14 protein-coding genes are annotated in these 14,284 nt (G+C 65.2%); 5 read left to right on the top strand and 9 right to left on the bottom strand.

Annotated features, from left to right (window positions below; all coding sequences use genetic code 11):
• Positions 1–67 precede the first annotated feature (67 nt).
• Positions 68–355, top strand: coding sequence for a WXG100 family type VII secretion target (locus ABIA70_RS05850; protein WP_354146658.1), 288 nt, complete (start codon positions 68–70; stop codon positions 353–355).
• A gap of 100 nt (positions 356–455) precedes the next feature.
• On the opposite strand, the gene ABIA70_RS05845 is transcribed toward ABIA70_RS05850, so the two are convergent.
• The gene (locus ABIA70_RS05845) at positions 456–1,514 is read right to left on the bottom strand and encodes an RNase H family protein (protein ID WP_354146657.1); all 1,059 of its coding nucleotides are present in this window, start codon (positions 1,512–1,514) and stop codon (positions 456–458) included.
• Between the two features lie 230 nt (positions 1,515–1,744).
• Between ABIA70_RS05845 and ABIA70_RS05840 the strand changes: the two genes are divergently transcribed.
• A complete protein-coding gene (locus tag ABIA70_RS05840; protein ID WP_354146656.1) occupies positions 1,745–3,067 on the top strand; it encodes an ABC transporter substrate-binding protein in 1,323 nt (440 codons plus the stop codon).
• A 116-nt stretch (positions 3,068–3,183) separates the two neighbouring features.
• Here the strand turns inward: ABIA70_RS05840 and groL are convergent, their stop codons facing one another.
• The 5 genes from groL to ABIA70_RS05815 form a co-directional block, all read right to left on the bottom strand.
• Positions 3,184–4,812, bottom strand: coding sequence for a chaperonin GroEL (groL, locus tag ABIA70_RS05835; RefSeq protein WP_108600340.1), 1,629 nt, complete (start codon positions 4,810–4,812; stop codon positions 3,184–3,186).
• Between the two features lie 292 nt (positions 4,813–5,104).
• Positions 5,105–6,388, bottom strand: coding sequence for an ABC transporter substrate-binding protein (locus ABIA70_RS05830; RefSeq protein WP_354146655.1), 1,284 nt, complete (start codon positions 6,386–6,388; stop codon positions 5,105–5,107).
• Complete coding sequence (locus ABIA70_RS05825; protein WP_354146654.1) at positions 6,385–6,591, bottom strand: cold-shock protein; 207 nt, start codon at positions 6,589–6,591, stop codon at positions 6,385–6,387. Before ABIA70_RS05825 ends, ABIA70_RS05830 begins: the two co-directional genes overlap by 4 nt.
• A gap of 95 nt (positions 6,592–6,686) precedes the next feature.
• Complete coding sequence (locus ABIA70_RS05820) at positions 6,687–7,352, bottom strand: LytR C-terminal domain-containing protein (protein ID WP_354146653.1); 666 nt, start codon at positions 7,350–7,352, stop codon at positions 6,687–6,689.
• Positions 7,353–7,403: 51 nt separating this feature from the next.
• The gene (locus tag ABIA70_RS05815; RefSeq protein ID WP_354146652.1) at positions 7,404–7,733 is read right to left on the bottom strand and encodes a DUF3263 domain-containing protein; all 330 of its coding nucleotides are present in this window, start codon (positions 7,731–7,733) and stop codon (positions 7,404–7,406) included.
• A 114-nt stretch (positions 7,734–7,847) separates the two neighbouring features.
• On the opposite strand from ABIA70_RS05815, the gene ABIA70_RS05810 reads away from it, so the two are divergent.
• Positions 7,848–8,618, top strand: coding sequence for a uracil-DNA glycosylase (locus tag ABIA70_RS05810; RefSeq protein WP_354146651.1), 771 nt, complete (start codon positions 7,848–7,850; stop codon positions 8,616–8,618).
• Between the two features lie 14 nt (positions 8,619–8,632).
• Positions 8,633–9,472, top strand: coding sequence for a siderophore-interacting protein (locus ABIA70_RS05805; protein ID WP_354146650.1), 840 nt, complete (start codon positions 8,633–8,635; stop codon positions 9,470–9,472).
• 17 nt (positions 9,473–9,489) lie between these two features.
• Here the strand turns inward: ABIA70_RS05805 and ABIA70_RS05800 are convergent, their stop codons facing one another.
• The 3 genes from ABIA70_RS05800 to ABIA70_RS05790 all read right to left on the bottom strand — a co-directional run bounded on the left by ABIA70_RS05800 (position 9,490) and on the right by ABIA70_RS05790 (position 13,527).
• Entirely contained in the window at positions 9,490–10,977 is a 1,488-nt protein-coding gene (locus ABIA70_RS05800; RefSeq protein WP_354146649.1) for a threonine/serine exporter family protein, read from the bottom strand.
• A gap of 43 nt (positions 10,978–11,020) precedes the next feature.
• A complete protein-coding gene (locus tag ABIA70_RS05795) occupies positions 11,021–12,337 on the bottom strand; it encodes a peptidoglycan bridge formation glycyltransferase FemA/FemB family protein (protein ID WP_354146648.1) in 1,317 nt (438 codons plus the stop codon).
• A gap of 116 nt (positions 12,338–12,453) precedes the next feature.
• The gene (locus tag ABIA70_RS05790) at positions 12,454–13,527 is read right to left on the bottom strand and encodes a lipid II:glycine glycyltransferase FemX (RefSeq protein ID WP_354146647.1); all 1,074 of its coding nucleotides are present in this window, start codon (positions 13,525–13,527) and stop codon (positions 12,454–12,456) included.
• 208 nt (positions 13,528–13,735) lie between these two features.
• Between ABIA70_RS05790 and ABIA70_RS05785 the strand changes: the two genes are divergently transcribed.
• Entirely contained in the window at positions 13,736–14,278 is a 543-nt protein-coding gene (locus ABIA70_RS05785; protein ID WP_354146646.1) for a TspO/MBR family protein, read from the top strand.
• Positions 14,279–14,284: the final 6 nt, after the last annotated feature.

Genomic DNA, 14,284 nt, shown 5'->3' with positions numbered 1-14,284 from the left:
GTTGACGAGGCCCGGAGCAGCCGGGCCGGGCAGCGGATGCTGTCCACTACTTCGAGAGGCCCCTGCCATGAGCATCATTTCCGTAGACACCGAACTGCTCCAACTCAAATCAGCCAACGTCCGGGCCACCGTGGACCGGATCAGCGCAGACGTGCAGACCATGAAGCGGGGCCTGGACGAACTCCAGGCCACCTGGCGCGGGTCGGCGGCCAACAACTTCCAGGCCCTGGTTACTGAGTGGACCCTCACCCAGGGCAAGGTCGAGGCTTCGCTGGCGTCCATCAACATGGCGCTGGCTTCTGCGGCGGCCAGCTATGCCCAGACCGAACAGGGCAACACGCAGCGTTTCAGCTGAGCCCGCGGGACCATGAGCGGCTGGGCCCCGGAACCATGAGGAGCCGCGCCCGCGTCCTGATCAGCGACGGTTTCACCGCCGGCACCCGGGGCAGGGACCGCTAGGCTTCGGGCGTCTCCTGGTGGAACCGGAGCCGCCATCTGTTGCCGTCGAGGACCCACAGCGAACTGCGGAGAGTCGTGCCGGAGCGCGAGTAGCTTCGGTATGTCAGCAGGACCGCGCTCGTGCCAATGCGGTCCGCGCCCAGGATCTCCAGCTCAGCAGGGTGTCCCGGGTCTTCCTCGAGGGCCATCATCATGGCGTCCCGGGTCCACACCCTGCCGGCCGCACCGATCTGCATGAAGTCAGGATGGAGAAGGACGCCGGTGCGGCCGATGTCGCCCCGGACTTCCGAACTTGCCAGCTCGCGCTCGAGCGCCTCAACGGTTTCTTCCGGGCCCTGCTCTGCGCCGTTAGCCTGCGGAGCGCCAAAGGAATCGGCCTCAAGTTCGCTGAAGAGGTCAGGCTCGTCGTACCTCCCGGGCAGGAAAGAGCCCGATCCGCCGTTGGCAGCCGTTGGAGCCGATGCCCCTGAAGCCCCGGCCACGGGGGCCAGCGTCCCCCGGACCGGGGCAGACGCGGCAGTGCCAGTGCCAGTGCCAGTGCCAGTGCCAGTGGCGCGGGCCGCAGGAGCCTGTGCAGCCCCAACGGGGGCACCCGCAAAGCCGGGGCCCGAGCGCGCCGCCACGCCCTGCTGGTACGCCGTGGCGGCGGCACGCGCCCGCTCATCTGCCGCTTCGTTGAGGTCGTGGCCGGCGTGGCCCTTGACCCACTCGAAGGTGTATTTCCTGCCTGCGAGTTCCCGGTCCAGTTCTTTGAGGAGCTCAACGTTCAGGACGGGTTTGCCGTCGGCTTTCCGCCAGCCTTTGCGTTTCCAGCCCGGCATCCACTTGGTGATGGAGTTGATCACGTACTGGCTGTCGCACAGGACCCTCAGGTCTTCACCGGGAACGTGGGCGGTAGCCCGCAACAGATCAAGGACTGCCATCAGCTCGCCCTGGTTGTTGGTGCCATGGGGCCACCCCCCGGCCCGCCAGCAGTCATCGTTCACATACCAGGCCCAGCCTGCGGGTCCCGGGTTTCCTAGGGCCGAACCGTCGGCCGCCGCAGTAATCGTCACTGGACTATCCTGCCAGACGGCCCACCCCAACACTGCCTTGGCGGCATCAGCACAGGGCAATCCACGCGCTCAGGAAAACGCTTACCGAAACTCTTGACGCCGGTGGCGGGTCTCCTGCAGAATCGATCCTGTTGAGAAAGCGCTTTCTCACGTGAGGAACTCCCCCTGGCAGTGGCGCCAATGCGGGACACCCGGAGCCTCGCTCCATGAGCATGAGGAAAGGCAGATCAATGAAGATGCAGAATCAGGGCCGGAATCTGAGCCGGAGAAGGTTCCAGTTCGGCGCCGTCGCGGTGGCAGTATCGCTGCTCGCCACCGGGTGTGGCGCATCCACCGGCTCCGGAGGCGATAAGGAGGTCACCCTGCGGTTCGCCTGGTGGGGAAACGAGTACCTCAACGCGCAGACCGAAAAAGTCATCTCCGCCTTCGAGGCCGAGCACCCGAACATCAAGGTCGAGTCCGAGCCAGGCGAATGGGCCAGCTACTGGGACAAGCTGGCAACGAAAACGGCGGCCAATGACGCCCCTGACGTCATTCAGATGGATCAGAAATACATCGCAGAGTACGGCGGACGTGGAGCACTGCTGGACCTTTCCAAGCAGCGCGGGATCGACACAGCCAAACTGGACAAGGAATCCCTGGCCTCGGGCCAGTATGACGGCGCACAGTACGGTTTGAGCACCGGCAAGAACGCCTACGTCATCATGGCAAACACCAAGGTATTCGAAACAGCCAAGGTCCCGGTACCGGACGACACCACGTGGACGTGGGACGACTTCATGGACACGGCAAGCAAGCTCAGCGCGGCCGGGGACGGCAAGAGCTACGGCGCAGCGTACGGCAGCAACGAGGCTGACCTCATTATCTGGCTCAGGCAGCACGGCGAGAACCTGTACTCACAGGACGGGAAGCTCGGCTTCGACACCGCTACGGCCGCCTCTTTCTGGGAGCGGCTGAAGGAACAGCGCGATTCCAAGGCCAGCCCGCCGGCCACTGTTGCCACGGAGGACTCGGGAGCCGGACTTGAGGAAAGCCTGTTCGGCACCAACCGTGTCGGCATGGCCTGGTGGTGGACCAATCAGCTCGGCTCGCTGGAAACCACCACCGGCAGCGGCATCAAGATGCTCCGCGCACCCAGCATTGACGGCAAGTCCTCGGACAACGGAATGTACTACAAGCCCACCATGTTCTGGTCGGCATCCTCACGGTCCAAGCACCCCGAGGCGGCCGCCACGTTCATCAACTACCTGGCCAACAGCCCGGCAGCGGGCGCCATCCTCATGACAGACCGGGGCGTGCCCGGCAACCCGGAAATCGTCGAGAAAATCACGCCTGACCTTAAGGCCGCCGATACCACCGTGGTGGCATTCCTCAAGGACATCGCCCCGGACATCGCAGACGCACCGCCGGTTCCGCCGGTAGGGGCAGGAAGCGTCCAGAACGTCATCAAGCGCTTCACCGACGAGGTCCTCTACGACCGCCTCACTCCCCAGGCCGCCGCAGAGGCTTTCAAAAAGGAAGTCGAGGGAATGCTCGCCACGGCCCGCAAGTAACCGCGGCCGGCAGGTAACACTGGCAATCCCCGGAACAAAAACGGACACAAAAAACGCGGCCCCCTCAGCGAGGGGGCCGCGTTTCCGTGTGCGGAAGGGATTCCGGCTGATGGGGGCTAGAAGCCGCCCATGCCGCCCATCTCGTCGCCGCCACCCATGGCCGGAGCGTTCTTCTCCGGCTTGTCGGCCACGACGGCCTCGGTGGTGAGGAACAGTCCGGCAATGGAAGCCGCGTTCTGCAGGGCAGAGCGGGTCACCTTGACGGGGTCGTTGATGCCGGCGGCCAACAGGTCGACGTACTCGCCCGTTGCTGCGTTCAGGCCGTGACCTGCAGGCAGGCCGCGGACCTTGTCGACGACAACGCCCGGCTCGAGGCCGGCGTTGAACGCGATCTGCTTCAGCGGAGCATCGATGGCAACGCGGACGATGTTCGCGCCGGTTGCCTCGTCACCGGTGAGGTTCAGGTTGGCGAACGCCTTGGCGCCGGCCTGGATGAGTGCAACGCCGCCACCGGCAACGATGCCCTCTTCAACGGCAGCCTTCGCGTTGCGGACAGCGTCCTCAATGCGGTGCTTGCGTTCCTTGAGCTCAACTTCGGTTGCGGCACCGGCCTTGATGACTGCAACGCCGCCGGCCAGCTTGGCCAGGCGCTCCTGCAGCTTCTCGCGGTCGTAGTCTGAATCGGAGTTCTCGATCTCGGCACGGATCTGGGAAACGCGGCCGGCGATCTGGTCGGCGTCGCCGGCACCTTCAACGATGGTGGTCTCGTCCTTGGTGACAACAACCTTGCGGGCGCGGCCCAGGAGTTCGAGTCCGGCGGTCTCCAGCTTGAGGCCGACTTCCTCGGCGATGACCTGGCCACCGGTGAGGACTGCGATGTCGGCCAGCTGGGCCTTGCGGCGGTCGCCGAAGCCCGGAGCCTTGACGGCGACGGACTTGAAGGTGCCACGGATCTTGTTGACGATCAGGGTGGCCAGGGCCTCGCCCTCGATGTCCTCGGCAATGATCAGCAGCGGCTTGGACGACTGCATGACCTTTTCCAGGACAGCAACCAGTTCCTTGACGTTGGAGATCTTGGAGTTGACGATCAGGATGTACGGGTCCTCAAGGACCGTTTCCTGGCGCTCGGCGTCGGTGACGAAGTAAGCGGAGATGTAACCCTTGTCGAAGCGCATGCCCTCGGTGAGCTCAAGCTCCAGGCCGAAGGTGTTGGACTCCTCGACGGTGATGACGCCTTCCTTGCCCACCTTGTCCAGGGCTTCAGCGATCAGGGCGCCGATCTCATCGTCACCGGCGGAGATGGAAGCCGTAGCCGCGATCTCTTCCTTGGTTTCGATTTCCTTGGCGGAAGCCAGCAGCTCAACCGTGACGGCCTCTACAGCCTTCTCGATGCCGCGCTTGAGGGACAGCGGGTCAGCACCTGCGGCAACGTTGCGCAGGCCTTCCTTGACGAGGGCCTGTGCCAGCACGGTGGCCGTGGTGGTACCGTCGCCGGCGACGTCGTCGGTCTTCTTGGCAACTTCCTTGACCAGCTCGGCGCCGATCTTTTCGTAAGGGTCGTCCAGCTCGATCTCCTTGGCGATGGATACACCATCGTTGGTGATCGTGGGGGCGCCCCACTTCTTCTCGAGGACGACGTTGCGTCCACGCGGGCCGAGGGTAACCTTGACGGCGTCGGCGAGGATGTTCAGGCCCCGCTCAAGACCGCGGCGTGCCTCTTCATCAAATGCAATGATCTTGGCCATAACGGCAGTAGTCCTTTCGGGACAGTCGTTAAGAATGAACCTCACTGCAGTGCCCGCGACGGACGATCCTTGACCGGCGGCCTCTGTATGCCGCGGCTGGGGATCTCACTCCAGCTTGGTATTTCTTTCGCTCCACGACCTTCGCGAAGCTTCGTTTTCGGCGTTAAACCGGACGATGCTTTAGCAGTCGGTACGTAAGAGTGCTAACACAATAATTAGCACTCCATAGGTAAGAGTGCAAGCGAACATCGTGGTATTGCCCTCACGGGGCGGCCGGTTTCGCCGCGGGCGATCAGCCCGCGGCCCGCCCTGCCGCTTCACGTCCGCTGAGCGCGGCCCTGTTATCTGCGCCGTAGGTGAACACCATGAAGTTGGCCGTGGTGATGTCACCATTGGCATCGAAGGCAACCGGACCCGATTCGCCGTCGTAATTTATCGGGGCGCCGGTCTTCAGAACCCCAAGGCAGTCAGCGAAGGACAGGCACGGCGTGATAGAGCGGCCGGCGGTCTGGCCGCCTGCGGTGCCGCCGGACACGGCAATCAGGTTGGCCGCGATGGAGCGTCCGGCATCGTCTTCCGCGGCGGCGGCGGCGAGGACGGCCAGGTTTACGGCGTCGTAGGTCTCCGCGGTGAAGGAGAGGTCCTTCACCGCCGGATTGACTGCCACCAGCCGCGCCTGGAAACCCGCCGAGGGGAACACCCCGGGCACCACCGCCCGGGCGCCGTCGAGCGCCTTTGAGCCCAGCCCGGAACCGTACTGGGCGAAGGCGCCGTCGCTGAGGATGAGTTTCTTACCCGACAGCCCTGCATTGTTGAGCTCGGCGAGGGCGCCCTGGGCGTCGTCCCGGGCGATCAGCACCACGGAGTCGGGCTTGGCTGCCTGCGCCGCAGAGGCTGCTTTGCGGGCGTCGCCGGGCTTGAATTCCGCTGTGGCTACGGTGTCCAGGCCGGCGTTCTTTGCGGCAGTTGCCACCGCCGCAGCGACGTCTTTGCCGTATGCGCTGTCCTGGTGGACCACGGCCAGGCTCTTGGCACCGCCGTCCTTGGCGAGCTTCACCAGCACGGAAGCCTGGGCAACATCGGCAGCGGCAGTCCGGAAGTAGTAGCCGCCGCTCTTGTAGCCGGTCAGGCCCGCCGCGGAGTTTGCCGGAGAGATCAGCGTGACCCGCGCTTTGGCCAGGACGTCGATGGCTGCGGGTGCGTGGCTTGAGTCCGCCGGTCCGATCACCACGTCAGCCTTTGCACTCACCAGCTCCGCGGCCTGGGCCGCGGAATCAGTGCCTGCCGGCCTGGGAAGGAGCTCAACCGGCCGGCCTTTGTGGCCGCCGGCAGCGTTGATTTCCTTCACGGCCAGAGTCGCGGCGGCGAGCTGGGAATCATTGAGGAAGGCCTGGTTCCCCGTGCTGTCCAGGATCAGCCCGATGCGCAGGGTCCCGTCACCCGACGCTTCGGCGGCATCCAGCCGGGCATTGCCCGGCCCGCCGGAACAGCCGGCCAGAACCAGCAGGGCTGCGGCTCCGGCCAAGGCGCGGAACGCGGAAACAGCGGACGATGACGCAACAATGGTGGGCTTCACTCTACGGGCCGGACGTTTTCTGCCTGGGGGCCCTTCTCGCCTTCGCCGATTTCGAGCTTGACACGCTGTCCCTCATCGAGCGCGCGGTAACCCTCACCCTCGATGGCAGACCAGTGCACAAAGACGTCGTCACCGGATCCGTCCACGGTTATGAAGCCGTAGCCTTTTTCGGAGTTGAACCACTTGACGGTTCCCAATGCCATGCTGTCCACTCTTTCCGTAGTGCCGACGGTCCACCCGCTGCGTGCTGCTCGTTACGACCAGGGCCTGAAATCACTCTAGCGAGGTCCAGCGGGATCTACCGGTAGTCGGGTCCGAGGACAACCACCAGCGGCACCTGGAAGTCGGGGCTTTGGACAACGGTGGGGATTCTCAGGAGGGCGGAGATCGCCTCGGCGTTGGCCTTCTGGGCAGCACCTGAATAGAAGACCGCAGAAGTCCGCTGCGGCGCGCCTCCCCAGTTGCCCACCTGTCCGAGAGTCCAGCCGTCGGCCTGGACCATTGAGCTGATACGCCCAGCGAGCCCGGCGGTTCCGGCGGCGTTATAAACCGCAACGCCCTGGGTTTTGTCCAGGAGGGCGGCCGACGGCGTGGCGCTGGTTGCAGCGCCCGGCTCGGCGTTCTTGGTTTCAGCCTGCGCGGTTTGTGAGGACTGCGTGCCGGCTGAGGGCTGCGCACTCAGGGACGCGCCGGAAGTGGCCAGCGGGGCGGCGGTCGCTTCCGGTATCGCAGTGGATTCGAGGCTGGTGGACGTCTGGCTGGTGGACGTCTGGCTGCCGGCCTGGGTGATTCCGAGTTTGGGAAGGATCAGAAAAGCAACAAGACCGATGGCCAAGGCCACGACGCCCACCGCAAGGACGGGCCAGAGTCTGCGTCGGGCCGGCGCCGCGGCCGCACGGTGGACACCCTGGCGCGTAGCGGTCTCCGGGACCTTGTCGAATTCATCCCGAGCGTATTTGGTCATGGTGGTGAGATATCCTTGTTGATTGCTGCTGATGGCTCAGCACCTACGTGGTCAGGCGTCGGAACCCAGGCGGCGTGCAGTGCGTGCCCGCTGACGCGACGTACGTAGTCTACGCAATCTCTTGACCAGCATGGGGTCGTGGGCCAGCGCAGCCTCGGTATCGATGAGGGCATTGAGCAGCTGGTAGTAGTGTGTCGCGGACAGGTCAAACAGCTCCCTGATGGCTTGTTCCTTAGCGCCGGCGTACTTCCACCACTGGCGTTCCAGGGCGAGCATCTGCTGGTCACGCTCGCTCAGGGAGGAGTCACGCAGCGTAAAATCCGCCAGCAGCGAGGCCCGCTCCTCCGGCTCCGGCAGGTGCTCCCGAGCAGGTTCCGCCACGGCACTCCCCTTCGCTGGTTCCGTAAAATGTCTGACCCCCATGCTACGGCGGGAATAACACCGTTGTCATTTCCCCCGCCGTTCCGTGGGCCGCGTCCCTGCGAGAATGGGAGCGTGTTTGATTCCGATGCCTTATTTGAGCTTGAGACTGACCCGGCGGACGCCCTCGGCTTTGCGGAAATGGCCGCACTGCCGCTTCCGGAACTGATGGCCGGGGACTGGGCGGAAGCGCTGGCTGACGTTGAGCCCCAGCTCCGCGGCGTCCTCACCTTCCTCGCAGCGGAGGTTGCCGCCGGGCACCGCGTGCTCCCCTCGCCGTCGAACGTTCTGCGCGCCTTTCGGCAACCCTTGGCCGGCGTTAAGGTCCTGGTGGTGGGTCAGGACCCCTACCCCACGCCGGGCCACGCCGTCGGCCTTTCGTTCGCGGTCGACGGGCGGACACGCCCCATTCCGCGGAGCCTGGCGAACATCTACCGCGAGCTGGAGGCCGATCTCGGCATCCCCGCCCGCGTCCACGGCGATCTCTCCGCCTGGGCGGACCAGGGTATTCTCCTGCTCAACCGCGTCATGAGCGTCCGTGCCGGCAGCGCCGGATCCCACCGGGGCAAGGGCTGGGAGGCCATTACGACGGCGGCCGTCACCGCCGTTGCCAACCGGCGCACGCCCGACGGCGGCAGGCTCCCGCTCGTAGCGGTGCTGTGGGGCAGGGATGCGGAAAGCGTCCGGCCACTCCTGTCCGGCGCTGCTGTGGTGTCCAGCGCGCACCCCAGCCCGTTGTCGGCGTCGCGCGGTTTTTTTGGCTCCCGCCCGTTCAGCAAAATCAACGAACTGCTGCTGGAGCAGGGATCCCCGGGCGTAACCTGGGAGCTCCCTCCGGCCCCTTAGCTTAGGGTTGCCTTATGAGCACAGTCCCAGCTGCCACGAGCGCCTCCAGGAAATCCCGTCCGCAGATCGACCTCACGGTGATCCGGCGCGAACAGCTCTCGCCCCACATGGTGCGGATCGTTGCCGGCGGTGACGGGTTTTCCGATTTCATCAACAACGACTTCGTGGACCGCTACATCAAGATCGTTTTTCCCCAGCCGGGTGTGGACTACGCGCAGCCCCTGAATCTGTGGACCATCCGCGAAACCATGCCCCGGGCACAGTGGCCGTTTACGAGGACCTACACGGTCCGCTGGGTGGACGCCGCGGCCAGGGAGCTGGCCATCGACTTCGTGATCCACGGTGACGAGGGGCTGGCCGGGCCGTGGGCGGCTGCCGCGCAGCCGGGGGACGCCATCACCTTCACCGGTCCCGGCGGGGCCTACAACCCCTCGCCCGACGCCGACTGGTACCTTTTCGCCGGCGATGAGGCCGCCCTGCCTGCCATTGCGGCCATCCTCGAAACGCTGCCGCCGGACGCGCGCGGACTGGCTTTCCTTGAGGTGGACAGCGATGCCGACATCCAGCCCATCGCGGCGCCAACGGGAATCCAGGTCAGCTGGCTCCGCCGCAACGGCGTACCGGCCGGAGACAGCGACCTCCTGGTTTCGGCGGTCGCTGACGCACAGTGGCCGGACGGGCGGGTGGACGTCTTTGCCCACGGCGAGCGCGGGTACATGAAGGCCCTGCGCGACGTGCTGTTTGTTCAGCGCGGCCTGGAACGGAGCCAGGTTTCCCTGTCGGGCTACTGGGCGAAGGGCCGGGTAGAGGACGATTTCCAGGCCGAGAAAAAGCTGCCCGTCGGGAAGATCTGACAGCCGGCTTCCAACGGTCAGCGGCGGCGGGCGCGTCGCCGCTCGTTGCTGGCCAGGCTGCGGGTCAGCGGCCTGGCGAGGGTATCGCCGAGCACAATCCCGCCCGCTGTGCCCAGGACAATCGCGCCGGCGTTGAGCATGCCCCCGGCACCCAGCAGGATTTCGGATTCTTCGATGGTCAGCACATACATCGAGCGGAAGATCGTGAGCCCGGGCAGCAGGATGAGCGCTGCCGGCACCGCCACCACCAGCTGCGGGGCGCCCATCTTCAGGGCCACCACCCTCGCAAGCAGGCCAATGACGACGGCGGCGAGCGCCGGGGAGAACCGGTCACCGACGCCCAGCTGCCCCGCGCCGAGCAGCACGAAGTAGCCTGCCACCCCCACGGCCGCGGTGGGCAGCAACAGGTCCCAGGACGTCTGTTCGGTGACGCCGATGGCTATCACTGCGACGGCGGTCAGGATCACCAGGACCCAGAGGTCGTAGGCCGGCGGGAACGTCTGGGTGACACTGATCGGCTGCATTCCGCTCATGGCACCCACCACGAAGGCCACCGCGATGCCGGCCACGATCGCGCCGAAGGTAAGCAACGTGGACAGGAACCTGCCGGCCGCGGTCACCGGGAAGCCGTTGATGGCATCCTGGACCGACGAGACCAGCCGCCCGGTGGGCAGGAGCAGCAGGATGCCGCCCACCACCACAATGGCCGGCGAAGTGGTCAGGTCAAAACGCCACAGCAGCAGCGCGCTGAGCGTGACGGCGAACGCGCACGCCGCCGTCGTGAAGAAGTCAGGAACCCGCCACCGGCCCAGCTGGCGGGCCAGGAGGCTCACGCCGATGTTGGCCACAAAGGCAATCGCCGAGGACACAGGACCGCCGCCCAGTACCCCTACAAAGGCGGCAGCGAAGACGCCGAAGGCCACGGTGACCATCCAGCGCGGGAACGGTTTGGGGCTGGTGATCGCCTCGTCGAGCCGGCGGATGGCCTCATCACGGCCCACTCCCCCGGCCACTATGTCGGTCACCAGCCGGTGTACTTTGGCCAGCCCGGCATAGTTGTTGGTCCAGGACCGCACTACACGGAGCAGGGCGATGGGCGGCTGGTCCTTGGGCGCATAGTTGATGGCCACCGACTGGTTGGTGATGTCTACCTCGATGTTCTTCAGGCCCAGCGCCGCAGTGACGGCAATGATGCTCGTCTCCACTTCAAGGGCGCCGGCCCCGTACCGGAACATGGTCTCGGCCAGGTGCAGCGCAAAGTCCAGGGTCTTCCGCGCGGAGGTGTCCACGCCTCCCACCTGGATCATCGGGTTGGCGTAGGGGCTCCCGGCGAGCCGGTCCACAATGCTCATCGGCGCCGTCGGCGGGTGCTCCCCCTGGACCAGGCGCCGCAGCATCCTCTTGGCCGCCGCGTCCTGGCCGATCTGGGAGGGCGTCAGCCGCTCCGTTTTCGGCAGGCCGTCGGTGCCGGGCCTGCCCCGCGGATGGTCGCGTCGGTTGGTCACGCTGATCCTCCTCCCTGTCTGTAGTCTGCTGCTGTTCCGGGCGTTACGCCTGGCGCTTCAGCGGCAGCTTGCCCAGCAGGGTGCGGGCTGCGGCGAGGGCTGCACGGCCCAGGTGGTTGGCCCGGTAAACGAGCGGCCGTACCGGCATGACGAAGTCGCCCACCAGCTGGACCACGTCCCCGCCGAAGCCTTTCTTGAACTCGTAGCCGCCGTGGCCCTCTTCGTCCTGGCCCTGGATGCCGAACGTGCCATAGAAGTTGTAGCGCTTGTAGCCCTTTTCCAGCGCGTGCAGCATCATCCCCCAGTACAGCGAGGTGGCGCCGTTGAAGTAGATGTAGTCCTGCTTGGTGCCGCCGATCACGCACGTGACCTCGTCACCGAAGCAGACAAAGTGGATGGCAGCCACCGTTGCAACCCCCACTGAATCGGGGAAGCGCTCAATATCCTTGAGGCTGCGCTCATAGCTGTCCACGAGGTCCTGGACCACCTTGAGCCGGTTGGCCTTCTTTTTGCTGCCGGTCTCTTCGACCTCCCGGCGCAGCTCGGCGGCGGAGGCGGACTCTGCTTCCAGGCGTTCGGTGATGGACTTCCGGTATGCGGGGATGTCGATCTTGGCCATCATGAGTTTGGTGAACTCGGCCGACGTGGTCCGCAGGAGCTGTTCGTAGTACTCGCGCTCACGGTAGATGAAGCCCTTCTCATCCCCGGCCGTGCTCAGTGCATCGTAGAACTCATCGAGGGTCTCCAGCGTGGCCTGCTCCAGGAAGACGCCGTTCTTTTCAGCCTTCCGGATGGCTTTCCGGGTCCGGTAGCTGGTGCCCATGATCAGCTCCTCGGCGTCCTTGATGCCATCGAGTTTCTTGATGAACATCCAGTTGACGTTTGCGAAGTTCATGTCCGGGCCCTGATGGCTAAAGCCGAGGCCCGCCAGTTCGGCCACCAGCGGCCTGTTGTCAGCGATTTCCGGGTGCTCGGCTCCGTCGGCATCGCGGGCGATGTACGGCAGGTTGGGGGAAATCCGCAGTTCCGCGGCCTTGCGGTCCGCCGCGCGTCCTTTGAGGAGTCCGACGACGTCGCTGACCAGTGCGGAGTCCGTGTAGTCCATGAGGGGGCCTTTGGCGCACTCGCACACGCGGTAGCCGAACCGGTTGGTGGTGTAGTTCAGTTTGCCGGCGGCTACGAGCTCGCCGTTGCGCCGGACACCGAACAGGTCCACGTCCTGTCCGCGGGCGCGCTGGAAGCGGGTGAAGTCTGCGGACTGGATGAAGCTGTTCTGCGGGTGGTTGACGGAGAAGGTCTCGAACTCGGCATCGCTGAGGACGCCGAACTCGAGGGCGGTTGCGGCCTGGGTGGGATTCACGGAAGTAACCTCATCTATCGCTGTGCTGCCGGCTGGGGCAGGCGCGGGCGGTGGTGGTGGAAAAATCGGGGAGGTGGACGGGGGTGCGCTGTCCGTTGGAACTGTCAGCCGGCACCTCAGTAGAACTGGCGGCCTGTGCGTGCGGTTTCGATCCGCCGGAAGATCCGTTCGGCGCCCTTGACCCAGAGCGCATGCCTGAGGGGGGAGAGCACGTAGTCGTAGCAGCCAACGAAATCCGTGACCGTCTTGGTGAAGCTCGTTTTGAACATGCCCATGCCGTACAGCGAATGGGTCTTGTCCTTGATCAGGCTGGCCGGAGGTGTGCCACAGAAGTCGTACTCGGTGCAGCCCAGTTCCTGCATCCGCCGGATCGCCGCCCACTGGACCAGGTGGGAGTCGCCGTACTGTTTGCGGTTCTGGGTTGAGCCGCCGTCCTTGTAGGTGGCCTTGGACCCGTAGTTGATCACGAAGGCGCCGACGCTGGGCTTGCCGTCCTCGTAGACGAAGAAGAAGCTGCCCTGGCCGCGGTTGCAGAATTCGTCCCAGAACCGGGTGTAGTACTCCAGGCTGCGCAACGGCATGGAGCCTTTGGCGTTGACGGTGTCCGCCATCAGGTCATACAGGGCTTTGTATGTTTCAGGGGTCGACGCAAGCTGAACCACTTCGCAGCCTTCACGCTCGGCGCGGCGGATCGCGTTGCGGGCGCGGGACGAGATGGCGCGGAGCACCTGGCCCTCCGGGGCAGAGATGTCCAGCAGGGCGGTGGAGTCGTTGGACTGGATGTTGGGGGCCTTCACCAGGCCGGCCGCAGCGAGCTGGGCCTGCACTTCCGGGGAGGCAACAATGTCCGGTTCAACCTTGATGGTGAAGACGCTGAGTTTCCGGCTCCGGGCAAAGGCGGCGCAGGCTTCCAGGGCGGGCTTCAGATCCTCGACGGCGCCCAGGTCCGGGCCCTTGATCAGGTACCAGAGGCGGCCGAGTACCGGGAATTTCTTCTCCAGGACCAGGTTGTAACTGGCGGTCCCTGCGGACTCGAGGACCAGGAAGCGGGCGCTCCAGCCGTTGCCGTTTTTCACCGATGCATAAGCGGCCGACTGCAGCATGTTGCCGCCGTTGGGGTTGGCCGTGACGTGCTTGTCCCAGTTCTCCATTTCTTCGGCTGTGGCAAAGCGTGCGGTGAATTCTCGCAAGGGGGCCGTGTCCAATCTCAGGGTTTGTGCGCTGTTCTGTAGTCGTGGCTGTGTGCGGACATGTAGCCACAAGTCTAAAGCCTGATCCGCTCAGGGCTTTTCATCGGGCACCTCCTGCGCCTCCCCGTGCGGGCCTTGGAACGAGGCTGCTTGTGGCTCGACTGGGGACTTGCTTGACTCCAGGTGAACGCATGGCAAGGGTTGAGCCATGCAGGTGCATCCAGACAGGTCCGCCCAGGGGCCAACAGCCCGGGAACAGTACACGCCGGGAGTGCAGGTGACAGGCCTGGCGGCTTTCCTGGGAGCTTCGGCTTTCGTGGCCTGGCTGGGCGCCTTTGCCACGGTGAGCAATGTGGATGGCTGGTACCTTGGTGCGGACAAAGCACCCTGGTCTCCGCCGAACTGGGTTTTCGGTCCGGTCTGGACCCTGCTGTACAGCGCCATGGCGGTGGCGGCCTGGCTGGTGTGGCGCAGCCGCTCCCCGCGGTCCAGGCCCGCCCTGACCGCGTACGGCGTCCAGCTGCTGCTCAACCTCGCCTGGACACCGGTGTTCTTCGGCCTCTATCCGGCCATCGGAACAGCGGCACTATGGATCGCCTTGGCCATCATCGCCGCCCTGATCGTCGCGGTCACGGTGACAGTCCTCTACTTCGGTCCAATCAGCCGCACAGCCGGCCTGCTCCTGCTGCCCTACATCTCCTGGCTGGTTTTCGCCGCCAGCCTCAACATCTGGGCCGCCCTGAACAACTGAGAGAGA

The sequence above is a fragment of the Arthrobacter sp. 754 genome (assembly GCF_040548695.1).
Taxonomy (GTDB): domain Bacteria; phylum Actinomycetota; class Actinomycetes; order Actinomycetales; family Micrococcaceae; genus Arthrobacter.
The sequence above is the reverse complement of the archived record's forward strand: the minus strand, read 5'-3'. Positions and strand labels throughout refer to the sequence as shown.

What these genes read in the sequence shown, in the direction of transcription:
- ABIA70_RS05850 (WP_354146658.1), top strand. Translation starts at nt 68, where the DNA reads ATGAGCATCATTTCCGTAGACACCGAACTGCTCCAACTCAAATCAGCC.
- ABIA70_RS05840 (WP_354146656.1), top strand. Translation starts at nt 1,745, where the DNA reads ATGAAGATGCAGAATCAGGGCCGGAATCTGAGCCGGAGAAGGTTCCAG.
- groL (WP_108600340.1), bottom strand. Translation starts at nt 4,812, where the DNA reads ATGGCCAAGATCATTGCATTTGATGAAGAGGCACGCCGCGGTCTTGAG.
- ABIA70_RS05825 (WP_354146654.1), bottom strand. Translation starts at nt 6,591, where the DNA reads ATGGCATTGGGAACCGTCAAGTGGTTCAACTCCGAAAAAGGCTACGGC.
- ABIA70_RS05820 (WP_354146653.1), bottom strand. Translation starts at nt 7,352, where the DNA reads ATGACCAAATACGCTCGGGATGAATTCGACAAGGTCCCGGAGACCGCT.
- ABIA70_RS05805 (WP_354146650.1), top strand. Translation starts at nt 8,633, where the DNA reads ATGAGCACAGTCCCAGCTGCCACGAGCGCCTCCAGGAAATCCCGTCCG.
- ABIA70_RS05785 (WP_354146646.1), top strand. Translation starts at nt 13,736, where the DNA reads ATGCAGGTGCATCCAGACAGGTCCGCCCAGGGGCCAACAGCCCGGGAA.